Source organism: Morganella sp. HMSC11D09 (genome assembly GCF_001807955.1).
Classification (GTDB): Bacteria; Pseudomonadota; Gammaproteobacteria; order Enterobacterales; family Enterobacteriaceae; genus Morganella; species Morganella morganii.
This window is the reverse complement of record NZ_KV791688.1, coordinates 53,527-78,216: the sequence shown is the minus strand read 5'-3', so window position 1 is coordinate 78,216 and position 24,690 is coordinate 53,527. Positions and strand designations below refer to the sequence as shown.

The window sequence follows — 24,690 nt, the reverse complement described above, 5'->3', positions numbered from 1 at the left end:
TGAGTTTGCGTTTAATACGGGGAGAGACTCAGCCGCCGGCATATTCCAGCAGGCAGAAGCTGTGCACACCTTCCGCTTCAAGGCGTTCCGCGCCGCCGAGATCAGGCAGGCCGATAATAAAGGCTGCTTCATGCACTTCACCGCCCAGACGGCGGATCAGACGGATGGTCGCATTAACGGTGCCGCCGGTGGCCAGCAGGTCATCGACAACCAGCACGTTGTCACCGCTGCTGATGCTGTCTTTATGCATCTCCAGGGTATCAGTGCCGTATTCCAGATCATAGGTCTCGCTGAGGGTATCACACGGTAATTTCCCTTTTTTGCGGACCGGCACAAAGCCGACCCCCAGACGTAACGCAACCGGTGCGCCGAATAAGAATCCACGGGCTTCAGTGCCCACGACTTTGGTGATCCCTTTGTCTGCGAAATGCTCCACCAGCATATCAATCGTCAGACGATAGGCTTCCGGGTTGGCCAGTAATGTGGTGATGTCGCGAAACAGTACCCCTTCCTTAGGATAGTCAGGGATAGTCCGGATACTTTCTTTAATAAATTGCAGTTGTTCAGCAGTTGCGCTCATAATGGGTGCCATAGAGATAACACGAAACCTCAGAATCTATGCAAATCAGGGGAAAATTGCAACCGTATCCCGTGACTTTGCCGATTATTTGTTGTTTTATATCAAACAGACTAAGAAATGCTTCTGTAACTATAGATCCTCAACAGATCCTCAACGACGATCCCGGGCACATTTCACTGAGGCGGATAATGAACACCAGACAATTGTTACAGGCGCTGCGACAGAAAATCAGCGCGCTGGAAACACAGATTGCCCCGATAGCAGACCGGGAACTGAGCCAGCGCCGCTTCGATGATACCCTGTTCGCCGCCCGTAATAAAACCCTGCGCCTGTGCATGGATGAATTACTGCACCATACTGACCAGCTGGCGCAGTGTGCGGACGAAAACAGGGCTGAGCAGGTACGTTTTCTGGCAGAAAAAATTGTCGCCCAGATTGCGGCACTGAACCGCGAGGCCGCCACTCAGGCGCTGCGGCAGAAAGAACAGAGCTATGTGAAACGGGACAGCCAGGTGGATCTGTATCAGCGCCTGGCGCAGCATCAGGATTATGAGCGCCGCCTGGCACAGATGACCGATGACCGTGAACTGGCACTCGGCCGCGCACAGACCTTTGCCGAGCAGCAAAAGCTGCAGAAAGAGCTGGCGGCACTGGCCGGGCGCCTTGTCCGCTGCCGTCAGGCACTGCAGCGGATAGAGCGGCAGATTGAACGCCACGACGGCACCGAATTTTAATCAGATACCGGATATCCCATGAGTCTTGAAAATGCCCCCGATGAGGTAAAACTGGCGGTCGATCTTATCTGTCTGCTGGAAGAGAACCGCATCCCGGCCGCAACCGTGCTCGCGGCGTTACAGATTGTCCGCCGCGATTATGAAAACAAACTGCGCGATACAGAGAGCGATCAGGCCGGCTGAGCGCCGTCATCCTTTCCCTGCACCTGCACTTCTTTGCCGCTGTTCTGATCGTGGAGATACACTTCCAGCTGATTGAAGGCGATATTAATATCGTTTTCACGCGCCATCCGGTCAATCGCGCGGTTCACTTCATCCGTGGTGGCACTGCGGTCACCAATGGTGCGCACATAGAAACGCAGCTGATGATCGAGGCTGCTGGCGCCAAACTCGGTGAAATACACACCCGGTGCCGGGTCGGTCATCACTTTCGGGTTATCGGTGGCCGCTTTCAGCAAGACCTCTTTCACTTTCGCCAGATCCGAGCCGTAAGCCACACCGACATTAATCACGATCCGCGTTACTGTATCGGACAGTGACCAGTTGGTCAGGCGCTCGGTCATAAAGGCTTTGTTCGGGATAATGACTTCTTTGCGGTCAAAATCAATCACCGTGGTCGCACGGATACGGATCTTGTTAACCGTACCGGAGAAAGTACCGATAGTGACGGTATCGCCGATACGGATCGGGCGTTCGAACAAAATAATGATACCCGAAACAAAGTTAGCAAAGATTTCCTGTAACCCGAAGCTGAGACCGAAGGTTAAGGCTGCTGCCAGCCACTGTAATTTACCCCACGACACCCCGAGGGTGCCGAACGCGGCAATCGTCCCGATCCCGACAATCATATAAGTCAGAATGGTGGTGATAGCATACGAGGTGCCCTGGCGCAGCGAGAGCCGCGAGAGTACAAGGACTTCAAGCAGACCGGGCAGGTTGCGCATCATTATCCAGGACACCACCACAATCAGGACAGACAGGATCAGATCCCCGAGCGTGATTGCCTCCACCACATTCCCCAGCGCGGTATCGACGTTGTAATGCCACAGCGTGATACTGTCAAAGAAGGAGAAAATGGTAATAAAATCAGACCATATGCCGTAGAACGCCGCTGCAAAGACAATAAACAGAACCATCGAGGTCAGACGCAGTGACTGCTGGTTAATCAGCTCCATCGACATCGGCGGCTCTTCCACAATCACATCCGGGACATCATCCCCCTCATGCTGCTCTTTATGCTGAACCTGCTGTTTCTGCCGGCGGGCCAGCGCACGCTGATAGGTCAGACGCCGTGCCGCCAGTGCCAGGCCGCGCAGACTGGTATGATAGACGATATACCACAGCAGCAGCAGATAGAGACTGTCTATCCAGCGGCTGCTCAGGCGCAGTGCCGTGTAGTAATACCCCAGCCCGACCAGCACCACCAGTACCAGCGGGGAGAATGTCAGTAAAGTCAGCAGGAACGCCCGCACCAGATGAGAGCCCTTCTCGCGCCAGATTTCAATGCAGAACGGCAATGTGAATGCAAAGACAAACACCAGTGCCACCGGCACCACCAGTTGACCAATCACATCATCCACCAGGCGCAGCGGGTATTCCATCCCGTAAGCCGCCCACAGCATAATCGGCAGCAGCGGCAGCGCCAGGCGCACCAGTCTGCGGCGGCCGGTACGGCAGATTTCAGGATCGATCCCGAAGTGTGTGACTGCAATTCCCTCCGGTTTCATAATCCGGTAACTCCACTCGAACAGCACCCAGAAGAGAGCCAGCTGGCGGGAGATAGTCCACATCAGTGCGGAATCCGCGCTGCCGGTTTTCAGGCAGAAATAGCCGAAGGCAATCACAAACAGTGAGGACGGCAGGGTTTTGATCAGCATCAGCCCCAGCGCCATTGGTGTGTAGATCTGGCGGTCTTTTTTCAGCCGCCCGACATCAGCATTAATTTCAGCAAGTTTGGTATCAATATTCTTGGTGCCGAAACGCAGCAGCAGCGCAATAATCAGCAGCGGAATAGTAATAAAGAGGGAATCGACAAAACCGTTGATCAGGCTTTGCAGCGACCAGTTCAGATCCAGTGACGTCAGTTCCTGTTTGGCCGCGCCCGGGAAGGACTGGAACCAGGCCAGGTTGACCGGTTTGTTACTGTTGACCCAGAAAATCTGCTGCGCGAGGGTTTTCTCCAGTGAGGCCACCACGGTGACCAGTTGAGTCTGATCCAGCTGCAGGTTAATCGCCTGGGAAATCTGGTTACCCATCTGGGTATTCAGCTGATCCAATAAATCCTGACGGACAGACACCACCTGCATCAGCGCATGTTTCTGAGCCCGCAGCTCTGCTGCGGTCGCCGGCATATCATGGGTTTTGGCGTACTCGTCAATCATGGTGCTGACAAAGTTGTCCGGCTGATAAAGCTTGTCGCGCTGCTGGTTGATTTCAAACTGCGCCAGACGCATGTCCGCAATCCGGTCCGGCAAATCTTTAATCAGCAAATCCGGCGGCAGGTAGATCTGCTCTTTAAACAGGATACGGGAGAGCAGCAGGCTGCCGCGCAGCACGGTAATCTGCTCTTTGAGGTTGCGCTCGGATTGCAGTGCGCGATCCAGAATACTGCGTACCTTAATGGTGCGCTGCACCAGCTGGTTATTATCGCGGGTGGCGGCGACCAGCTTTTCACTTAAATCATGGTTGAGCGCGATTTCACGCTGCACCAGCGGATCATCCTGCATATTGCGCTGGGTATCATCCGAACTCTGCGCCTCTTTGGCCGCCTCTTCCGAATAATCCAGCCGCTTGCCGCTGACCGTTTCCTGAATTACATCAATATTACTTTCCAGCTGTTTGATGCGCTCCACCACATAGTCACGCTGCACCTGCAGCAGATTCTGTAACTGGGTGTTCGACTGTAATGCCCGTTTCTGATAATCAATCTGCTGCTGTAAGTAATACTGCTCCACCTGAAGGGCTTCAATTTCCGTCGGCCGCAGCACTTTCTGGGCCGCCATCGAATCATTCAGCAGGACGCGGATCTGCTGCAGACGCTGCACATTACCGTACATAATATTCTGTGCGCGCTCAGGCTGAGTCTGGAGAGCAATCAGATCACTATTATAAGAAGAGAGGTTATTCTGTGCGGTCTGCAACGCCTCAAGGGTGCTGTTAAGTTTCAGCTCCAGTTGCGAGAGCGGCAGATTTTCAATGGAGGCCCGGTATTCCGCCAGTCCTTCATCAGTTAATGATTTTATCTGCGTTAATTTTTGTGTGACCTGATCTGACAGTTTCGGGGCTTCATCCACCCGTTTTTTCAGTGCCTGTGATTTTTCTTTCAGGGCATCGAGATTGTCATAAAACACCAGCGCCCGCTCCAGATCCTGCACTGACAGCTTATCAGCGGCAGTCTGTTCTTTGCGGTTATTCAGGGCATTGAGTTCGGTCTGAATGGTGTTGCGGTCAGGAATATCCTGTACGGCCGCCACCGCGCTGTTCTGAACCAGCACCGGCAGCAGAAATATGAAACAGGTAAAAAGACGGAGGAAAATCTGCCTCAGCAGACCGGAAGCCGGGACACGGCTGATTCGCTTCATAATAATATCCACCTGTATCTGCCCTTCCCCGGCTGTCTGTTTCAGGTTATCTGATTAAAAGGTAATGATTTTTTCTGCATCAAGTGACCACTGCGCCAGCTCGGCCAGTGTCCCGACCTGCACGCCGTCCACCAGCGGAAGCTCAGTGATACCGCGGGCATCGGTGCAGGTTTTGCACAGCTTAATGTCTGTTTTCTGTGCCACCAGGATCTCCAGCATCTGTTTCAGGTTATAACCCTCTTTCGGCTGCTGACCGCGTAACCCGGCAACCACCGCATCTGACATCAGAAAAACATTCATCGGCACCTGACTGTCCTGCTCTTTAATCGCAATTGCCAGACGCAGTGCGTTAAATAAAGATTCACTGCCATACGCAGCGCCATTGGCAATAATTAATACAGGCTTCATACATGATATCCTTAAGGTTAATGTTATAAAATGTAAATCAGGCGTCTGCCGGCGGTAGCTGCATATTTTTACTGAGCATTAACATATCCAGATAACCGTCAACCAAATATTCAGCCTGCCCGCTGATATTAAAACTCTCGCTGGAAAAGAGCCAGTTTTCTAACAGCCCGGTTATCATTCCGCGCAGCATGATGGCGGCACGACGCAGGTCGAGAGTAGAAGGCAGCAGCCCCAGTGTGACACTTTCAATCAGGAACGACTCTATTCTTGAGTATTCCGCAGCATATAAATTTTGTCTGATGGTAATTAATTCGCTCATTTCACCGGTAAATTCACATTTATGAAATGAAATGCTCAGAATAGCCCGCATTTTGGGATCGGAAGCCACAGACGTCAGAATGTAAATTAATATTTTCTTAAACACTAAAAGTGGATTATCCGGGTATTTTGCCCGATACTCTTGTTCAATAAAGCCAATTTTCGTATCGGTTATCGAACAGACTTCAGTAAACAGATCAACTTTATTTTTGAAGTGCCAATAGATCGCACCACGGGTCACACCTGCTTGTTTTGCAATATCCACTAATGACGTCGCAGACACGCCCTGCTCACTGAAGGCGGTTAACGCGGCATCAATAATCTGGCGGCGGGTTTCTCCGGCCTGTTGTTTAGTTTTTCGTGCCATGTAAGGCCTGTGTCATCTGAAGTTAATTTACATACATTCGTGTATGTTTGTATTATAGCACGCTGATTTATTAGTTAATCAACCATATTTACCGGTTAAAAATCGACATTTTATAGAGGTTTACTATGCGAAAAAACAGAGGCGTTCTACCTCTGGCGATGCTCGTTCTGTCCGGGAGCTTTCTGCTGTCCGGATGTGGTGAAGAGCAGAAGCAAGGGGGCGAAATGCCACCGCCGGATGTTAAAGTCGTCACACTGAAAGCTGCACCACTGACAGTGAGCACGGAACTGCCGGGACGAACTTCTGCTTACCGCATCGCGGAAGTGCGCCCTCAGGTCGGCGGCATTATTTTAAAACGCAACTACAAAGAAGGAAGTGACGTCAAAGAAGGCGAATCGCTCTATCAAATTGATCCGGCTCCTTTTCAGGCCACGCTGAACAGCGCGCAGGCTGAACTGGCAAAAGCCAGAGCGAATGCCGAACTGGCCCGCCTGACAGTGAACCGCTATAAACCGTTGCTGGGAACAAACTATATCAGCCGCCAGGATTATGATGAGGCTGTCTCCACACATGCACAGGCTCAGGCTGCGGTCCGGGCTGCACAGGCAGCTGTTCAGACAGCACAAATCAACCTGAACTATACCAAAGTCACTTCACCGATTTCCGGTCTGTCCGGTAAATCAAACGTGACTGAAGGTGCATTAGTGGCAACAGGTCAGAGCCAGCCGCTGACACTGGTTCAGCAGATTGACCCTATCTATGTGGATGTGACCCAGTCCAGCGATGATTATCTGCGCCTGAAACACGAAATCGCCAGCGGTGCCGTGGATAAAGAACAGGGCAAAGTTGCGGTCAGCCTGGTGACAGCTGAAAACAAAGATTATACCCATAAAGGTTATCTGGAATTCTCCGATGTGACTGTCGACGAAACCACCGGCTCCATCACCATGCGTGCTGTATTCCCTAACCCGCAGGAATCCCTGCTGCCGGGCATGTTTGTCCGCGCCCGTGTGGATGAAGGTGTGCGTCCTGACGCCATCCTGGTTCCGCAGCAAGGGGTTATCCGTACTGCAAAAGGTGGCGCAGTGGTTAACGTGGTTAACGCCAAAAACGAAATCGAAGTCCGTCCGGTCACTGTCGGCCAGGCATATGGTAACAAATGGCTGGTTACCGCCGGTGTGAATAACGGCGAACGTGTTGTTGTCGAAGGCTTCCAGAAAATCAAGCAGGGTGCTGTCGTTAAGGCAACAGAGGTGGATTTAAATGCACAGCCGGCAACAGCTGCGCCGAAAGAAACTGAATCTGCCAGGAAGTCCCAATAAGGAGTCAGTGATTCATGCCAAAGTTTTTTATTGAAAGACCGATATTTGCATGGGTAATCGCCATTATTACCATGCTTGCAGGTCTGTTGGCGATCATGAAACTGCCGGTGGCACAGTATCCGACTGTTGCCCCGCCGGCGATTTCGATTTCCGCAACCTATCCGGGTGCGGATGCCGAGACGGTTCAGAATACGGTAACCCAGGTTATCGAACAGAACATGAACGGTATCGACAAAATGGTGTACATGTCTTCAACCAGTGACTCAGCAGGTAACATGAGTATCTCGCTGACCTTTGAAGCTGACGCCGATCCGGATATTGCCCAGGTTCAGGTACAGAACAAACTGCAGCTGGCTATGCCGTTACTGCCGCAGGAAGTGCAGCAACAGGGGATTACGGTTCAGAAATCAACCAGCTCCTTCCTGTTGGTTGCCGCGTTTATTTCCGATGATAAAGACATGACGCAGGATGATATTGCGGACTATGTCGGTTCAAACGTGAAAGACCCGCTCAGCCGTGTAACCGGTGTGGGGGAAACCCAGCTCTTCGGTACCCAGTACGCCATGCGTATCTGGCTCGATCCCGATAAACTGGTGAAGTACAACCTGACCACTGTCGATGTTATCAATTCGATTAAAATTCAGAACAACCAGGTTGCTGCCGGTCAGCTCGGGGGAACGCCCTCTGTTAAAGATCAGCGTCTGAACGCATCGATCATTGCACAGACCCGGCTGAATACTCCTGAGCAGTTCCAGGAAATCATGCTGCGCGTGAATACTGACGGTTCTGTTGTCCGTCTGAAAGACGTTGCTTATGTGGAACTCGGTGCAGAGAACTACGGGATTATCGCGCGTTATAACGGTAAACCATCTGCCGGTATCGGGGTTAAACTTGCCACAGGGGCCAACGCCCTGGATACAGCAAACGCAGTTCGTGAAAAACTGGCTGAAATGCAGCCGTATTTCCCGGACGGAATGCAGGTTGTTTATCCTTACGATACAACACCATTCGTTAAAATCTCCATTTTCGAAGTGGTGAAAACACTGGTCGAAGCAATCATGCTGGTGTTTGTGGTGATGTATCTGTTCCTGCAAAATTTCCGTGCAACATTGATCCCGACTATCGCTGTTCCGGTCGTGTTATTAGGTACATTCGCCGTTCTTGCCGCCTTCGGGTATTCGATAAATACCCTGACGATGTTCGCGATGGTGCTGGCCATCGGCCTGCTGGTGGATGACGCCATCGTGGTGGTGGAAAACGTTGAACGTGTTATGCAGGAAACCGGCCTGCCGCCGAAAGAAGCCACAAAAGTATCGATGGGGCAGATTCAGGGTGCCCTGATGGGTATCGCCATGGTGCTTTCTGCGGTATTTATTCCGATGGCCTTCTTCGGGGGTTCAACCGGGGCAATTTACCGTCAGTTCTCTGTAACTATCGTATCAGCCATGATCCTGTCAGTATTAGTGGCATTAATTCTGACACCGGCCCTGTGTTCCACCATGCTGAAGCCTATCAAACAGGGCAGCCACGGTGCTCAGACCGGATTCTTCGGCTGGTTCAACCGGATCTTTGAGGAACAGACTCACCACTATACTGACAGCGTGGGTCGCATGCTGCGCGGTACCGGTCGTTATCTGCTGCTGTATGTTGTGCTGGTTGCAGCCATGATTGTGATGTTTGTCCGTCTGCCGTCTTCCTTCTTACCGGAAGAAGACCAGGGGGTATTCCTTGCCATGGTTCAGTTACCTCCGGGCTCCACACAGGAACAGACTCAGGTTGTCCTTAATGAAGTCAGTGATTACTTCATTAATACTGAGAAGAATGTGGTGGAATCTGCCTTTACCGTTAACGGCTTCGGTTTCGCCGGTCAGGGACAGAACATGGGTCTGGCTTTCGTTGTCCTGAAAAACTGGGATGAACGTAAAGCAAAAGAAGATAAAGTGGAAGCTATTGTCGGCCGTGCCAACGCGAAATTCAGTCAGAATTCAGGCGCAATTATTTATGCGTTCAACATTCCGGCAATTGTTGAGCTCGGCACATCCAGCGGCTTTGACCTTGAACTGATGGACAATGCCAACCACGGACATGAAGCTCTGACTCAGGCCCGTAACCAGTTACTGGGACTTGCAGGCAAACATCCGGATATGCTGGTTCAGGTTCGTCCGAACGGGATGGAAGATACATCTCAGTATCATCTCTATGTTGATCAGCAGAAAGCTGAAGCATTAGGTGTGGACATCAGCACTATCAATGCGACAATGAGCACCATGTTCGGCGGAACATACGTCAACGACTTTATCGATCGCGGACGTGTCAAAAAAGTCTATATTCAGAGTGATGCACAATTCCGTATGCTTCCTCAGAATATTTCTGAACAGTATGTCCGCAATAACAACGGTCAGATGGTTCCGTTCTCCGCCTTTGTTGATACGAAGAAAGATCCGTGGTCATTTGGTTCACCACGTCTGGAGCGTTACAACGGTTTACCGGCTATGCAGATTCAGGGGAGTGCCGCACCGGGTAAAAGTAGTGGTGATGCGATGAACCTGATGGAAGACCTGGCAAAAGAATTGCCGCCTGGCTTCGGCGTTGAGTGGACAGGTATGTCTTATCAGGAAAAAATGTCCGGTAACCAGGCGCCTGCGCTGTATACCATCTCACTCATTATCGTCTTCCTTTGTCTGGCAGCGTTATATGAAAGCTGGTCGGTTCCGTTCTCTGTTATGCTGGTGGTTCCGCTCGGGGTTATCGGCGCGCTGTTGCTGACCCATGCACGCGGGCTGGAAAACGACGTGTACTTCAAGGTCGGCCTGCTGACAACCATCGGTCTGTCGGCGAAGAACGCCATCCTGATTGTGGAATTCGCCAAAGACCTGATGGAGAAAGAAGGTAAAGGGCTGATTGAAGCAACACTGGAAGCCGTTAAGATGCGTCTGCGTCCTATCCTGATGACATCACTGGCCTTTATGCTCGGGGTTATTCCGTTAGTCCTGAGTAACGGTGCCGGTTCCGGTGCACAGAACGCCGTAGGTACAGGTGTGTTCGGTGGTATGATCGCCGCAACCTCACTGGCTATCTTCTTCGTACCGGTCTTCTATGTGGTTATCCGCCGCCGCTTCAGTAAGAAGAATGAGGACATTGAGCATGCTCATGCGGTAACGCAAAAGAGCGATAGTCCTGACGGATTTTAATCCTGCTTAAACATAAAAAGGTCACATTAGTGACCTTTTTTATTTTTTTGACATGATGAATATTTTTAAATTTGAGTAAGAAAAACTTAAATAAACAATAGATGAATGTAAATTATAACATTTTGCAAATGTAAGGTTTTGTCATAACACGTTATGATTCATCACCTGCCCTTTCCCATAAAAATTCAGTAAATTTAAGCAGATGAGTAATTATAACCTGTGTATCAGCGCATTTATTCTGCATTTAAATTTACTTTTTTTGTATTTTGGCTAGTGACAAGAGCGGAAATAGTGTTATATTACTAACAAGGTTAACTCAGACCTTTTTATTCACATCTTTTTCCGGAACATCACGTTCACTGACTGAAACAGATTAACACGTAATCAGCGTCTGGTTATCCGCTTGTGCTGAACGGAACTTTACATTACCTTTATTTATAACTAAAGGCTGATGATATATATAATACACCGACGTCGATAACGTAATAACTTACTCATGTGTTAATTATAATTTAACGTTTTTCAGCGCCTTATCATTCCCGGTTACATTCAGGAGGTGATTATGGACGAGTATTCTCCACGAAATTACGATATTGCGGTACTGAAGTATCTGTGTGATGAACTTTGCCGTGAAGGCACACAAACCCTCATCAGAAGCAATAATTATTGGGTTAATGATTTAGCCTCAGATTCAAACTTAAAACTTAACGAATTATTAGGTTACATTGCTGACGTGGCCTGGAGTTTTAAGATAAAACATACACAAAATAAGGATCTCATCTCATTTGTCGATGAATACATCGATGAAACTTACGCGCTGTTTGGTCAGATGGAAGTTTCGTTTAATGACGTTGAGGAATGGAAGAAGATGGCATCACTGGTAAGCAGCATGCTGACCAGCGAGGGGCATCTCGTCCACTAACGGAATACAGATTTATATATCAGTATATTGCGTACTAACAACTCAGCAAGAAGATAACATATGATGACTAAACTGGACTATCTCATGCGCTTACGTAAGTGCACTTCTATTGAAACACTGGAACGTGTCATTGAGAAGAACAAATATGAACTGACTGATGATGAGCTGGAGGTTTTTTATTCAGCAGCCGACCATCGTCTGGCCGAATTAACCATGAATAAACTGTATGACAAAATCCCGGCATCTGTCTGGAAATTTGTCCGTTAATTCAAGCTGCTGTAACCGCCTCTCTTTCAGGCAATAGTCTTATTTTTAGTGATCCCGGGCCAAAGGCACAGCTGACTGACTTTGGCTTCCGATCATGCCCGCTATTTATCCCGCTATTCTTTACGTATATTACGACACAGATATAATTTATAACAAAAGCATATATTTTATGTTTGTTTCACTCACCAGATTATTAAATGACGATATCCATTTATTAAACTCAATGTATAGCGAAAATTTCATTTTCACTGTTTACCACTATAATGGGTTAAATCAAAAATAAGATTTTTACCTGAACATGCGATTTTATGTGAAACTCTCTCTTTTACACTAAGAACATAAAACAAATTTTACCTATATTGCTATATCCTTATATCTGATGTTGCCCGCTGAATGCCGGAGTTTGTGCGGACAGGGATAATGTTAAATTATGAATACATGAATAATATGCGCCGGATGAATAACGGAAGAAACTCGCTGTGCAAACAGAGGCAAACAGTATCAATAACGGAATAATCACAGAGACGGGTACAACAGAAATGGGTGGGGGCCTTGCCAGCGACATCCCGGCACACAATTCCCCTGCTATGGCTGCTTCCTTCCGGACCTGACCGAGTTAACAAGTTCATGTTGCGGGAGAACCAACAAAGCCCCCATAGGAACCCTCAATAATGAGGCGGTGCCATTATCCGGGATCAGCACTGAAATAGCAAGGCAACCGGTGCTGACCGCTGTATTTTTACACACTACTGACACAACGACATACATCTGCCGGTCAGGAACCGCACATAACGGCGGTTTATCATTTTTCAATTGCACTGACAGCGATTAGAATGACCGGTTCCTGCTGAAAATACTTAATAAGGGTAACCATGAGCCTGGCATTAGAAAATCTGATAAACCTGATGGCACTCGAAAAACTCGAAGACGGGTTATTCCGGGGGCAAAGTGAAGATCTCGGCCTGCCGCAGGTCTTTGGCGGACAAGTTGCCGGACAGGCACTGTATGCAGCGGGACAGACTGTTCCGGCTGATCGCCGCGTTCATTCATTCCACAGCTATTTTCTGCGCCCCGGCGACAGCCATAAACCGATTATTTATGATGTGGAAAATCTGCGTGACGGCAAAAGTTTCAGTGCCCGCCGTGTCAGCGCGATTCAGAACGGAAAACCGATTTTCTATATGACCGCCTCTTTCCAGGGGGAAGAGAGCAGTTTTGAGCATCAGAATGCCATGCCGGAAGTTCCGGGCCCTGACGAACTCGCCTCTGAAACTGATATTGCCCGCAAGATCGCCGCGAATCTGCCACCGAAAATGCAGGCACTGTTCCTGCGTGAGCAGGCTATTGAATGGCGGCCGGTGCGTTTTTACAGCCCGTTTCAGAACCCGGAGAATCCGCCGGTGCGTTATACCTGGCTGAAAACCAACGGCACCATACCGGATGATCAGGCGCTGCATCAGTATCTGCTCAGTTATGCTTCTGACTACAATTTCCTGCCGACTGCCCTCCAGCCACACGGCTACGGCTTTATGCAGCCGGAAATTCAGATTGCCACGATTGATCATTCCATGTGGTATCACCGCCCGTTCCGGCTGGATGAATGGCTGCTGTATGCCGTGGAAAGCCCGACAGCGTCCGGCGGACGCGGGTTTGTCCGTGGTCACTTCTATAATCAGACCGGCGTGCTGGTTGCATCCACTGTACAGGAAGGCGTTCTGCGCTTGCGGGATATTTAAGCGCCTGCGGTAAAAAAGCCCCCGCTGTACATCGGTGAGCGGGGGCTTACTTTTTTTCAGCTATGAGCGGTTATAGGCCTGTTCACCATGCGTACTGATATCCAGCCCGCTGATCTCATCTTCTTCTGTGCAGCGTACACCGGTTGTCAGTGCCGCGCATTTGAATGCGATGTAAGTAATCACTCCGCTCCAGAGCACAGTAACCAGGATGCTTTCCGCCTGAATCCATAGCTGATGCAGCATAGTGACACCTTCTGCATAGCCGGTACCGCCGAGAGCAGACGCAGTAAACACGCCGGTCAGCAGACAGCCCGCAATACCGCAGACGCCGTGGATCCCGAAGACATCGCAGACATCATCCGCTTTCAGGCGGCGCTTCAGTGCAGTGACGCCCCAATAACCGGCAATACCGCTGATAAGGCCGATAACTATCGCCCCCGCGACGCCCACCGTCCCGGCCGCCGGGGTGATCCCGACCAGACCGCCGATACAGCCGGAACACGCACCGAGAAGTGAGGGCTTACCCCGCATGCACCACTCTGCAATCACCCACGCCAGCACGCCCGCCGCCACCGCAATCACGGTATTCAGAAAAGCCAGTGCTGCAATACCATCCGGTTTTCCGGCCGATCCGGCATTAAACCCGAACCAGCCGATATAGAGGATCGCCGTACCGGTAAATACCATCGGCAGACTGTGCGGTTTGGTGGCGGTTTTCCCCGGTAACAGGCGCGGTCCCAATATGTAAGCACCAACTAACCCGGCAACCGCCGCGTTAATATGCACAACGGTTCCCCCGGCAAAATCCAGTGCGCCATCTTCCGCCAGCCAGCCGCCGCCCCAAACCATATGCGCCATCGGTACATAAGCCAGAGAGAACCAGATAACGGTGAACAACAGAAAGGCCGTGAATTTGATCCGTTCTGCCAGCGCACCGGTGATAAGTGCAACAGTAATTGCCGCAAAAGAGCCCTGGAAAATAACATGTGTCAGCTGGCTGATACTGCCGCTGTTACTGACAGGCGTGATCCCGCTGAGAAATGCATGAGACAGACCGCCAATCACCCCATTTCCGTCAGAAAATGCCATGCTGTAGCCATAAAAAACCCATAACAGCAGCACCAGCGCGAAGCTGACAATCACCTGTGTCATGACTGATAACACATTCTCACGTCGTACCAGTCCGCCGTAAAACAGCGCGATACCGGGAAGTGTCATAAAATACACCAGTGCGGCACAAATCAGCATAAAACCATTATCCGCACGCTCCATTCCTTCCGTTGCACTGAATGCCGGAAGCGGCAGCACCGCGGACATCACAACAGGCAAGACCATTTTTCGTTTCATCATCTGAGCATCTCCGCGCGGTTTAAATAGCTTCATCATTTTGTTCACCGGTACGGATCCGCACCGCCTGAGTAATGTCTGAAACAAATATTTTCCCGTCACCGATACTGCCGGTGTATGCCGAGCGGCAAATTGCCTCAATAATGCGATCAAGAGAATCATCAGGCACAACAATCGTAAGCTGCGTCTTCGGCAGAAAATCCGTGCTGTACTCCTCCCCCCGGTACAGCTCAGTGTGCCCCTTCTGTCTGCCCGCACCCCGTACTTCCAGTACAGTTAATCCCTGAATACCCTCTTCGTTCAGCGCATCTCTGACGTCATTAAGTTTAAAAGGCTTGATGATGGCCATTATCATTTTCATCGCATTCTCCGCTTCAGGTTGCTGGTGTCCTGAGGACAAATTGCAAAAGTGATGCCAATAAGCAGAATGGAAATTAAATCTATTAATTACAATGAGATAAAAATAAAAAAGGTGTCTGATTCATCAGACACCTTTTCCTGTGATGCGGGGATTGCACTTTTTTACAGCATCATGCACCTGTTTATGTGAACGATCTCACAATTATAGTGCAGGGGTATAGTTCTCTTCCGGGGCGTTGAGTGATTCCCCGACCTGCTGCAGCTGATACATCTGGTAATAGCGGCCCTTCTCTGCCAGTAACACCCGGTGAGAGCCGGATTCCGCCATTTCGCCGCGGTTGAGCACATAAATGGTGTCCGCATCGACAATCGTGGACAGTCGGTGTGCAATCACCACCAGTGTGGTTTCACGGCGGATCAGCTGTAAGGCTTTCTGGATAGCCTGCTCAGTACCGGAATCGATATTGGCGGTTGCCTCATCCAGTATCAGGATTTTCGGGGTCTGCACCAGCACCCGTGCCATGGCCAGCAACTGTTTCTGCCCGTCAGACAAGGTGTTACCCTGCTCACCCAGTTCGGTATCCAGCCCGTATTCAAGCTGTGAGACATGCTCACTCAGCTGAACCATCTCCAGCACCCGGTGAATGCGCTCATCATCAATATCCCGTCCGAGGGTGATATTGTCGCGGAAAGAGGCGGCCATAATGACCGGATCCTGCTGCACCATCGCGATGCCCTGCCGCAGTGCTTTATGTGAGAATTGTTCCAGCGGACGCCCACCGAGGCTGATTTCCCCGGCCTGCCACGGATAGTAGCCCATCAGCAGGTTTGCCAGTGTGCTTTTCCCGCTGCCGGTATGCCCGACAAAGGCGACAAAACTGTGCTCCGCCACATCGATACTGATATCACGCAGCACCGGTTTTCCGGGTTGATAGGCAAATGTCAGGTGTGATACACGGATACTGCCGCCGGTCAGCGGCTGATCATCTGCCCCGTATTTCTGCTGCGGGCTGTCCATCAGCTCAAAAACACGCTCACCGGAAATCACCGCCTGCTGTAAAACAGACTGCTGGGATGTCAGCGTGATAAGCGGTTCATTCAGCCGCCCGAGGTAGGTGATAAACGCATATAACACCCCGACGCCGATAACGCCGGTGCCCTCAACCCCGAACAATAACATCAGACCACAGAGGATCGCCGCCGAAAACAGGCTCAGCAGCGGACGCAGCAAAATGCCGTCCAGCCGCAGTGCCGCCATTCTGACCTCATAATGACGGCGGTTGGCGGCAAACATCCTTTCCCCGAAACGCGCCTGCTGGCGGAACTGCTGAATCACTGTCATGCCGCTGATAATTTCATGGAAACCATCGTTAATATCGGCCAGATAACTGCGCACCCGGCGCACAATCGGCGTGCTCAGCCGCTGATAGATCCACATCACCAGCATCACCGCCGGGAACATCGCGGTTGCCACCAGCGCCATCCGCCACTCCAGGGAGTACATGGCAATCAGCATCACCACAATCAGCGCCACGCTGCGGAACAGCGTCGGCAGCACGTTGACAAACAGGTCTTTGATCATCTCCGTGTCATTGGTGACACGGGAGATCAACTGCCCGACCGGCTGGGTGTCAAATGCACTCAGCGGCTGGCGCAGTGCGGCATCCATCACATCGGCGCGCAGTGTCTGGACCACGCCGACAGCGGCCTGGTTGAAATAAATCAGCTGAAAATAGTGCAGCAGCGATGCGGCAATCTGTAAGGCGACAAACCCGGCCACCAGCAATAATGTCACTGACAGGACAATCTGATTTTTCGCCACCATATTGTCGATAAAATAGCTCACCAGAACCGGTGCGGCGACTTCAGCAATGGCTGTCAGCCACAGCATCACAATGGCAACGGCCATCGGACGGCGGTAGTTACGGCCATAGCCGAGCAGACGTTTCAGCGACGGCCACAGGTTTTTTGCCGCTTCCGGGCGGGTCTGTTCACTCATCGAGCGCGGCCTCTAACTGCTGATAATGATACATTTCGCGATACCATCCGTTCTGATTAATCAGCTCCTGATGACGCCCCTGTGCACTGATACCGCCCTGTTGCAGCACCAGAATATTGTCGGCTTCGGTCAGCGCCGAGAGCCGGTGCGCACTGATAATCACCGTACGGCCCTCCCCCCAGCGCCGCAGATTTTGCAGGATCCGGTATTCCGTCTGCCCGTCCACTGCGGAAAGTGCATCATCGAGGATCAGGATCTCCGCATCCATCAGCAAAGCACGGGCAATGGAGATCCGCTGTTTCTGCCCGCCGGACAGCATCACGCCCCGCTCACCGGCCTGAGTCTCATAACCGAGCGGCAATCGTTCAATATCATCATGAACACTGGCCAGCCGGGCCGCGTGTTCAATTTCTGCCTGTGTTGCCCCGGGCCGCCCCAGCGCAATATTATTGGCGATAGTATCGGAGAACAGAAACGGCGTCTGATTCACCACCGCCAGCCGGGCATGCCAGCCGGCGAAGGTCAGTTCCGGCAGCGGTCTGCCCTGAAAACAGATACTTCCCGCTGTCACATCATAATGACGCTGGATTAATGCCAGCAGCGTGGATTTACCGCAGCCGGTCGGGCCGCACAACCCGAGCAGCTGGCCCGGTCTGAGGGTAAAACGAATATCATGCAGAACCGCCCGGCGGCTTTCCGGATAACAGAATTCATTCACAGCAACGGACAGCTCGCCGCGTCCCGGTTGCGGGGATTCTGTACCATCCGCCAGTACCGGCGGGGTTTCAAGAAGAGATTGGATCCGGCTGTAGGCCGCGCTGCCGCGCTCCACAATGTTAAACATCCAGGCTAATGCCAGCATCGGCCAGATCATCAGCCCGAGATACATAATAAAGCTGGTCAGCCCGCCGAGCGTCAGTGTGCCCTGCATCACCATCCAACTGCCGCCGGCAACCGCGAGCAGGTTTGACATCCCGATAGCCATTATAATGGTCGGGTCGAAACGGGCATCTATCTGTGCCACATGCATATTTTTGCGTCCGGCTTCCGCCGCAACGGATTCAAACCGGGAAGACTGATGATCTTCCAGGCCAAAAGCTTTAATCATCCGGATACTGCTGAGGCTTTCCTGCGCGTGGTTATTCAGGGAGGAAAATGCACCCTGCGCTGTTTTAAAGCGCTGATGCAGCTGCTGCCCGTAACGTTTGATAGCCAGAGCCATCAGCGGCATCGGCAGCAGGGAAAGCAGTGTCAGCTGCCAGCTGATCTCAATACTCATCGTCAGCAGGACCACCAGTCCCATGACAAAAGAATCCACCAGCGTCAGCACCCCCTCTCCGGCGGCAAACACCACTTTGTCCACATCATTGGTACTGCGGGCGATCAGGTCACCGGTCCGGTAACGGTGATAAAAGGCCGGAGACTGGCGGCTGAACTGCTGATAAAAATCCTGACGCAGACGCACCGCCAGCTTGTAGGAGGCACCGAATAACCAGACCCGCCAGATATAGCGCAGAATATAAATCACCAGTGCGATAAGCAGCATCACGCCGACCCAGCCCCACAGCGTGGTGGTGGTCATCGTCTCTTTGGTCACGCCGTCAACAATGATGCCGACAAAGCGCGGCGGCAGGATCTGTAACACCGCGATAATGATCAGAAAAGTGACCGCACCGGTATAGCGCCGCCATTCACTGAGGAAATACCATTTTAATTGTGCAAATAATCTCACAGGATCCCGTATAACATCTCAGGTTAATAATCAGTCCGCTTTGCATTTCTCCGGAATCGGCAATGCGGTGGTGTACTTTATGCGCTCCATCGCAAAATTGGAAGTCACATCAATTAAACCGGGCACACCGTTAACCAGTTTTTTGTAAAAATGATCGAAGCATTTCATGTCCACCACCTCGACCTGCAGCATGTAGTCAAATTCCCCGGCCATCCGGTAAAACTCCACCACATCAGGCATCTGCTGAACAAATTCCACAAACTGAGTATACCACTCACTGCTGTGGTGCTGTGTCTTGATCATGACGATCACCGTCAGTCCCAGCCCGAGCTTCTCCGGGTCCAGCAGCGCCACACGTTTGCGGATATACCCTTCATCTTCCAGCCGTTTCAGCCGTTTCCAGCAGGGAGTGGATGTCAGGTTCACCGCTTCGGACAGGGTGTTCAGTGATAATGCAGCATCTTCCTGCAAAAGTTGTAACAATTTACGGTCTGTTTTATCTAACATATCACCACCAGAGAGAATAAATTTCTCCATATCATGCATGATACAGAAAATAGAAAAAGCCTTTTCTCTCACAGAATTGCTAAGATGCATCAACAGACCGTGAGGAGATACTACATGACAACCCAATGGACCACATCCGCCATTAATGCCATTCAGGCCGATTATCAGCGCAGTGCTGACACCCACCTGATCCCGCTGGAATTACCCGTTTACCCGGGGGTTTCATTATATCTCAAAGATGAAAGCACTCACCCGACCGGCAGCCTGAAACACCGCCTGGCGCGTTCGCTTTTCCTGTACGGCCTGTGTAACGGCTGGATCCGCGAAGGCACACCGGTGATTGAAGCGTCCTCCGGCAGCACCGCTGTCTCTGAAGCGTACTTCGCCCGTCTGCTCGGCCTGCCGTTTATCGCCGTGATGCCGCGCTGCACCGCACGCCGCAAAATTGAACAGATTGAGTTCTACGGCGGACAGTGCCACTTTGTGGACAGCAGTGCGCAGATTTATGCAGAATCCGAGCACCTGGCCCGCGAAACCGGCGGCCACTATATGGATCAGTTCACCTATGCCGAGCGTGCCACTGACTGGCGCGGCAACAACAATATTGCCGAAAGTATTTACCGTCAGATGTCACGGGAAGCCCATCCGGTACCGCGTTACATTGTGATGAGCGCAGGTACCGGCGGTACTTCTGCCACGCTCGGCCGGTTTATCCGCTATCAGGGACATGACACAAAACTGGTTGTCGTCGATCCTGAAAACTCTGTTTTTTATGACTGCTACCATCAGAAATGCTCGCATCTGCGCTGCGATACCGGCAGTAAGATTGAAGGCATCGGCCGTCCGCGCGCAGAACCGTCTTTTATCCCGGGCGTGATTGATGATGTGATCAAAGTCAGTGACCAGTGCAGTATCGCCACCCTTTACTGGCTGGAAAAACTGCTCGGCCGCCGCACCGGTGCCTCCACCGGTACCAACGTCTGGGGCGCACTGCAACTGGCGAAACAGATGCATGAACAGCAACAAACCGGCTCAATTGTGACACTGATTTGCGACAGCGGCGAACGCTATCCGGACACCTATTACAACCCGCAGTGGGTGGCAGACAACATCGGCGATCTGACTGACGCACAGGCAACACTACCCAAATGGTGATGCAGCCGTTACCATAAACCTTATCTTTTTATAATGAGGTTTACCGATGAAACGTGCTGTGGTCGTATTCAGTGGCGGGCAGGACTCCACAACCTGCCTGATTCAGGCACTACGCAACTATGATGAAGTGCATTGTGTGACGTTTGATTACGGACAGCGCCACAGTCAGGAAATAGACGTTGCCCGTAAACTCAGCCTGAAACTGGGTGCAGCGGCACATAAGGTGCTGGATGTCTCTCTGCTGAATGAACTGGCGGTCAGCAGCCTGACCCGTGATAACATCCCGGTGCCCGGGTTCAGTGAAAGTGAACAAAGCGATATCCCGAATACCTTTGTCCCGGGCCGTAATATCCTGTTTCTCACCCTGACGGCGATTTATGCTTATCAGGTCAATGCAGAAGCGATTATCACCGGTGTCTGTGAAACCGATTTTTCCGGTTATCCGGATTGCCGGGACGAGTTTGTCAAAGCACTGAACAAAGCCGTCAACGCCGGTCTTGCCCGTGATATCCGCTTTGAAACCCCGCTGATGTGGCTGGATAAAGCACAGACCTGGGCGCTGGCTGATTATTACGGACAACTGGATACCGTCCGCACAGAAACACTGACCTGCTATAACGGCATTCAGGGGGATGGCTGCGGGGAATGCGCCGCCTGCCATCTGCGCCGCAACGGGCTGGACAGCTATCTTGCTGATCGCAGTGCTGTTATGGCCGCCATGAAAAAAATTACCGGCCTGCAATAAGTGCCTGTTACGCCCGGCAACCCGCCGGGCGCTCTTCTGCTCTGACGGTGATCAGCCCTCTTTCGGTGCCGTCAGCAACTCAAATTTATCGCGGATTTCCCCTTCAATCGGGATCGCTTTGCCGGTTTTCATATTAATAAAGACAAAGGTCACTTCCGCATCCGCCACAACCTGCTTATCTTCCTGACGGGTAATTATCTGTTTGAGAACACCGCTTTTCTGCCCCGCGTGCTGCAAATAGCTGTCTATCACCAACCGCTCTCCCACATACACCGGCAGCCGGTAGTTAATATTGATATTCACCACCACCACGGCGATATCCATCTGTTTGAACCAGCGGTAAGCATCGTAGCTTTCCAGCCAGTCCCAGCGGGCGGCCTCCAGAAACTCCAGATAACGCGCATTGTTAACATGTCCGAAGGCATCAATATGGTAGCCAATCACTTTAATTGTGGTGCTCATAATATCTCTCCCTTTACTCTGTTTCCGGTATTCCCTTCCCCGTCAGCCCGGGGAAGGGAAATCAGCCTCTGCTGATATTACAACTCTATCTTATCGCTGTTCATCGTAAAAATACGCTCACCAATACCATATACATCCTTCAGTTGTTCCGCAGAAGTAAATGGTCCGTTTTCCGTGCGGTACTCCACAATCCGCTGTGCTTTTTTCGGCCCGACACCACTGAGTTCCCGGGCCAGTTCTTCCGCAGTCGCGGTATTAATGCTGATGCGGTTTGTTTCCTGTGCAACAGACTGCTGAACCTGCGCACTGTCTGCCGGTGGTGCAGCCTGAGCCAGTGCGGAAGTACTGAAAAAACCACCGGTTAACAGTGCTGATGTTAATAATAATGCAGATGTCCATTTTGTTTTCATGCTATTTCTCCTTTTGTGTTTAGCACGAAACGGAGTGTCGCAAAAATTTTTTCTGCCGGGGGATTTTCAGAACAGAAATGCGAAAGGCTGCGAACGCAGCCTTTCAGATGATGTAAAACGACATTTTATTTTTCGGTACAGATCGAAAAATTTTAGTTCATATTTCTCACATCAATATCTGCGTTAGCACGCAGGTTCAGCAGTAATGATTCCAGCTCAGTGGACGCCATTTGCTGACGCAGCACTGTACGCAGTTCAGTTTTTTCCTGATCCGTTGCCGTACCGGCTGTGACTTTATCCAGCTGTACCAGAACAATGTTACCCTTGCCGTCAATGGTGCGGCTGTAGGTCGGTTTACCGTCCGCAGGATGCGGCTGGGTAAAGGCAGCATTGATAACCGGGTCTGACGGATTCAGGCGCTGAACAGTCTGCTCTGCACCGAATTTCACACCGGCTTCTGTTAACGCGGCGTCGCCTTTACCTTCTTTCAGTGCCGTCAGCAGTTTATCCGCTTCCGCATTCAGCGCGGCTTCCGCTTTGCTGCGCTTCACCAGCGCGTCAATGTCTGACTTCACTTTTTCAAAGGATTCCACTGCTTCCGGACGATATTCATCAACACGGATCACAAAGGCACGGTCACCGGAAACGGTGATGATGTCAGAGTTAGCACCGGAAGGTCCTTTCTCATCAAACAGTTTGTTTTCCGTTAATGCTTTTAACACTTCCGGATAGTTAACCGCATCCGGCAGACTGTTCAGGGCAAACCAGTCAGTCTGTACAGCTTTAACGCCGGTTGCCTGCTCAACACCCATCAGGGATTCGTTATCGTTCGCAGCAGCTTCACTGGCTTTCTGCTGGAGGTCAAAGAAGGCTTTGCTTGCCGCTTCGCCTTTGGCCAGACGGGTGGCTTCTTCTTTCACATCCGCCAGCGGTCTGACGGTTTCCGGCTCGTACACATCCAGACGGAAAATCGCGTAGCCGTTATCCACTTTCAGAACCTCTGAAATCTGACCGGCGGTTGTCAGCCCGGCACCTTTAATTTCAGGGATCAGCGCAGCATCTTCCATCCAGCCGATCACGCCGCCGTTACGGGCAGTCAGTTTATCGGTGGATTTTTCTTTAGCCAGGGTTTTGAAATCCGCCCCGTTTTTCAGTTCATTCAGTACCGCTTTGGCATCATCTTCCGTCGCCAGGGTGATCTGACTGTACTCGCCTTTTGCCGGCACAGTAAAACGCGGGATATTTTTGTCGTAGTAGTCCTGAATCTGTTCTTCAGTGACTGATGTGTTGTCCTGGATATTCGCGGCATCCAGCTCAACAAAACTGATTTTTAAGGACTGCGGCGCAATGAAGCTGTTTTTATTCTTCGCGTAATAAGCCTGCAGCTCTTCATCGGTTGTGGTCTGTTTTGCCTGAGCAGAAGCCAGATCCAGTGTCGCGGTACGGATGGTACGTGACTGGAGTAAAACAGCTGCGGCATTGGTCACTTCGGAATCAAGCACAAATGAGTCACGCACAAACGGCTGAACCAGCTGTGCCTGAATCATCTGCTTGCGCAGATAAGTTGCGTAGTTGTCACCGGTGATACCGTTACGGGACAGGAATGTCTCATACGCCTGCTGGCTGAACTGACCGTTAACCTGAAAATCAGGCTCCTGACGAATTGCGCTGATAATCTGGTCATCACTGACGGTGATACCTAATTTCCGTGCATACTGTTCCAGCAGAATGGTGTCAATCATCTGGTTCAGCGCCTGAGAACGGATTTGTTTAACGCCCTCTTCGGTGCTGACTAACTGCGAGAACAGATCACCCAGCTGAGCCTGCTGGCGGTTACGCTCTTCCTGGAAGGCGCGCTCTAACTGCTGGACCGATATTTCAGTATCGTTCACTTTGGCAGCATAGTTAGAACCGCTGACGAGGTAACCACCCACACCTGTCAGAATAAATGACAGGATAATGATGGCGAAGACAATTTTAATCACAGGGTTGTTCGCCGCTGTGCGCAGGTTTTCCATCATAAGAAATCCAAACTCCGCTTTGGTAAAAGAAAAATCAGGTCAGGGGAAATTATGCCCTAAAACAAAAAAAAGCGCATCATTCTGATGCGCTTCCTGTTTAGCTTTATACGGTTTTTGTGCCCGGGACAGATAAATATCCCGGAGCCTGAGGAAAAACTCAGCCGTTTACTGCGTCTTTAAGACCTTTACCTGCACGGAAAGCCGGGACTTTCGCAGCGGCGATTTTGATCTCTTTTCCGGTCTGCGGGTTACGGCCTGTACGTGCTGCACGCTCACGAACAGTGAAAGTACCGAAACCAACCAGAGCCACGTCATCCCCGCCCTTCAGAGAATCGGTTACTGAACCAATAATTGCATCTAACGCGCGACCAGCCGCAGCTTTAGAAATATTAGCGTCTGCAGCAATTTTATCGACCAATTGTGACTTATTCACTATTATCATCCCCTTTCAGAATTTTCGGCCCGGATTTACGAAGTATGTTCCTGACAGCCACAGCCGTTATATCAAGCCTTTTCGCTCTTGGCA

Annotated in this window: 22 protein-coding genes and 1 other RNA gene; 9 read left to right on the top strand and 14 right to left on the bottom strand. The window is 51.1% G+C overall.

Annotation, left to right across the window (positions count from 1 at the left end; all coding sequences use genetic code 11):
- Nucleotides 1-28 precede the first annotated feature (28 nt).
- Entirely contained in the window at nt 29-592 is a 564-nt protein-coding gene (gene apt / locus HMPREF3119_RS09530; protein ID WP_024474610.1) for an adenine phosphoribosyltransferase, read from the bottom strand.
- Between the two features lie 176 nt (nt 593-768).
- Between apt and priC the strand changes: the two genes are divergently transcribed.
- The gene (gene priC, locus HMPREF3119_RS09525) at nt 769-1,314 is read left to right on the top strand and encodes a primosomal replication protein PriC (RefSeq protein WP_032097921.1); all 546 of its coding nucleotides are present in this window, start codon (nt 769-771) and stop codon (nt 1,312-1,314) included.
- 18 nt (nt 1,315-1,332) lie between these two features.
- Nucleotides 1,333-1,497, top strand: coding sequence for a pleiotropic regulatory protein RsmS (rsmS, locus tag HMPREF3119_RS09520; RefSeq protein WP_004240373.1), 165 nt, complete (start codon nt 1,333-1,335; stop codon nt 1,495-1,497).
- Here rsmS and mscK read toward each other — a convergent pair.
- The 3 genes from mscK to acrR are packed head-to-tail and all read right to left on the bottom strand — an operon-like array spanning nt 1,485 to nt 5,988.
- Entirely contained in the window at nt 1,485-4,895 is a 3,411-nt protein-coding gene (mscK, locus tag HMPREF3119_RS09515; protein ID WP_083297269.1) for a mechanosensitive channel MscK, read from the bottom strand. The genes rsmS and mscK overlap by 13 nt on opposite strands.
- 54 nt (nt 4,896-4,949) lie before the next feature.
- A complete protein-coding gene (locus tag HMPREF3119_RS09510; protein ID WP_004236477.1) occupies nt 4,950-5,303 on the bottom strand; it encodes a DsrE/DsrF/TusD sulfur relay family protein in 354 nt (117 codons plus the stop codon).
- Nucleotides 5,304-5,340: 37 nt separating this feature from the next.
- Nucleotides 5,341-5,988, bottom strand: coding sequence for a multidrug efflux transporter transcriptional repressor AcrR (gene acrR / locus HMPREF3119_RS09505; RefSeq protein ID WP_004236476.1), 648 nt, complete (start codon nt 5,986-5,988; stop codon nt 5,341-5,343).
- A 125-nt stretch (nt 5,989-6,113) separates the two neighbouring features.
- Here acrR and HMPREF3119_RS09500 point away from each other — a divergent pair, with 125 nt between their 5' ends.
- The 4 genes from HMPREF3119_RS09500 to HMPREF3119_RS09485 all read left to right on the top strand — a co-directional run bounded on the left by HMPREF3119_RS09500 (nt 6,114) and on the right by HMPREF3119_RS09485 (nt 11,690).
- Nucleotides 6,114-7,310 (top strand): efflux RND transporter periplasmic adaptor subunit, encoded by a 1,197-nt coding sequence (locus tag HMPREF3119_RS09500; protein ID WP_015422955.1) that lies wholly within the window; start codon nt 6,114-6,116, stop codon nt 7,308-7,310.
- Between the two features lie 14 nt (nt 7,311-7,324).
- Nucleotides 7,325-10,501 carry an efflux RND transporter permease subunit gene (locus HMPREF3119_RS09495; protein WP_070579508.1) on the top strand — a complete coding sequence of 1,059 codons (3,177 nt, stop codon included), beginning with the start codon at nt 7,325-7,327 and terminating at the stop codon, nt 10,499-10,501.
- Nucleotides 10,502-11,063: 562 nt separating this feature from the next.
- Nucleotides 11,064-11,423 carry an Hha toxicity modulator TomB gene (gene tomB / locus HMPREF3119_RS09490; protein ID WP_004236473.1) on the top strand — a complete coding sequence of 120 codons (360 nt, stop codon included), beginning with the start codon at nt 11,064-11,066 and terminating at the stop codon, nt 11,421-11,423.
- Nucleotides 11,424-11,486: 63 nt separating this feature from the next.
- Nucleotides 11,487-11,690: an HHA domain-containing protein gene (locus tag HMPREF3119_RS09485; RefSeq protein WP_024474604.1), complete on the top strand. Its 204-nt coding sequence runs from the start codon at nt 11,487-11,489 to the stop codon at nt 11,688-11,690.
- A gap of 550 nt (nt 11,691-12,240) precedes the next feature.
- On the opposite strand, the gene ffs is transcribed toward HMPREF3119_RS09485, so the two are convergent.
- An RNA gene (gene ffs, locus HMPREF3119_RS09480) (signal recognition particle sRNA small type) lies at nt 12,241-12,337 on the bottom strand.
- Nucleotides 12,338-12,562: 225 nt separating this feature from the next.
- Here ffs and tesB point away from each other — a divergent pair.
- Nucleotides 12,563-13,426, top strand: a complete 864-nt coding sequence (tesB, locus tag HMPREF3119_RS09475; RefSeq protein ID WP_032097922.1) for an acyl-CoA thioesterase II — start codon at nt 12,563-12,565, stop codon at nt 13,424-13,426.
- A 60-nt stretch (nt 13,427-13,486) separates the two neighbouring features.
- On the opposite strand, the gene amtB is transcribed toward tesB, so the two are convergent.
- From amtB to HMPREF3119_RS09450, 5 genes are all read right to left on the bottom strand, one after another.
- On the bottom strand, nt 13,487-14,776 hold the full coding sequence (gene amtB / locus HMPREF3119_RS09470; protein WP_070579523.1) for an ammonium transporter AmtB: 1,290 nt from the start codon (nt 14,774-14,776) through the stop codon (nt 13,487-13,489).
- Between the two features lie 19 nt (nt 14,777-14,795).
- On the bottom strand, nt 14,796-15,134 hold the full coding sequence (locus tag HMPREF3119_RS09465) for a P-II family nitrogen regulator (RefSeq protein WP_004236467.1): 339 nt from the start codon (nt 15,132-15,134) through the stop codon (nt 14,796-14,798).
- A 201-nt stretch (nt 15,135-15,335) separates the two neighbouring features.
- Nucleotides 15,336-17,132, bottom strand: a complete 1,797-nt coding sequence (locus tag HMPREF3119_RS09460) for a SmdB family multidrug efflux ABC transporter permease/ATP-binding protein (RefSeq protein WP_046024043.1) — start codon at nt 17,130-17,132, stop codon at nt 15,336-15,338.
- Entirely contained in the window at nt 17,125-18,864 is a 1,740-nt protein-coding gene (locus tag HMPREF3119_RS09455) for a SmdA family multidrug ABC transporter permease/ATP-binding protein (protein WP_070579505.1), read from the bottom strand. Before HMPREF3119_RS09455 ends, HMPREF3119_RS09460 begins: the two co-directional genes overlap by 8 nt.
- Nucleotides 18,865-18,894: 30 nt before the next feature.
- Nucleotides 18,895-19,371: an Lrp/AsnC family transcriptional regulator gene (locus tag HMPREF3119_RS09450; RefSeq protein WP_024474599.1), complete on the bottom strand. Its 477-nt coding sequence runs from the start codon at nt 19,369-19,371 to the stop codon at nt 18,895-18,897.
- 114 nt (nt 19,372-19,485) lie between these two features.
- Here HMPREF3119_RS09450 and HMPREF3119_RS09445 point away from each other — a divergent pair, with 114 nt between their 5' ends.
- The gene (locus HMPREF3119_RS09445) at nt 19,486-20,526 is read left to right on the top strand and encodes a PLP-dependent cysteine synthase family protein (protein WP_004236463.1); all 1,041 of its coding nucleotides are present in this window, start codon (nt 19,486-19,488) and stop codon (nt 20,524-20,526) included.
- 46 nt (nt 20,527-20,572) lie between these two features.
- The gene (gene queC / locus HMPREF3119_RS09440) at nt 20,573-21,271 is read left to right on the top strand and encodes a 7-cyano-7-deazaguanine synthase QueC (RefSeq protein ID WP_024474597.1); all 699 of its coding nucleotides are present in this window, start codon (nt 20,573-20,575) and stop codon (nt 21,269-21,271) included.
- Nucleotides 21,272-21,322: 51 nt separating this feature from the next.
- On the opposite strand, the gene HMPREF3119_RS09435 is transcribed toward queC, so the two are convergent.
- The 4 genes from HMPREF3119_RS09435 to hupB form a co-directional block, all read right to left on the bottom strand.
- Nucleotides 21,323-21,733, bottom strand: a complete 411-nt coding sequence (locus tag HMPREF3119_RS09435; RefSeq protein WP_046024041.1) for an acyl-CoA thioesterase — start codon at nt 21,731-21,733, stop codon at nt 21,323-21,325.
- A gap of 77 nt (nt 21,734-21,810) precedes the next feature.
- Nucleotides 21,811-22,143 carry a ComEA family DNA-binding protein gene (locus HMPREF3119_RS09430; RefSeq protein ID WP_004236460.1) on the bottom strand — a complete coding sequence of 111 codons (333 nt, stop codon included), beginning with the start codon at nt 22,141-22,143 and terminating at the stop codon, nt 21,811-21,813.
- Between the two features lie 152 nt (nt 22,144-22,295).
- Nucleotides 22,296-24,164 carry a peptidylprolyl isomerase gene (ppiD, locus tag HMPREF3119_RS09425; protein ID WP_004236459.1) on the bottom strand — a complete coding sequence of 623 codons (1,869 nt, stop codon included), beginning with the start codon at nt 24,162-24,164 and terminating at the stop codon, nt 22,296-22,298.
- Nucleotides 24,165-24,321: 157 nt separating this feature from the next.
- Nucleotides 24,322-24,597, bottom strand: a complete 276-nt coding sequence (gene hupB / locus HMPREF3119_RS09420; RefSeq protein WP_004240390.1) for a nucleoid-associated protein HU-beta — start codon at nt 24,595-24,597, stop codon at nt 24,322-24,324.
- Nucleotides 24,598-24,690 lie beyond the last annotated feature (93 nt).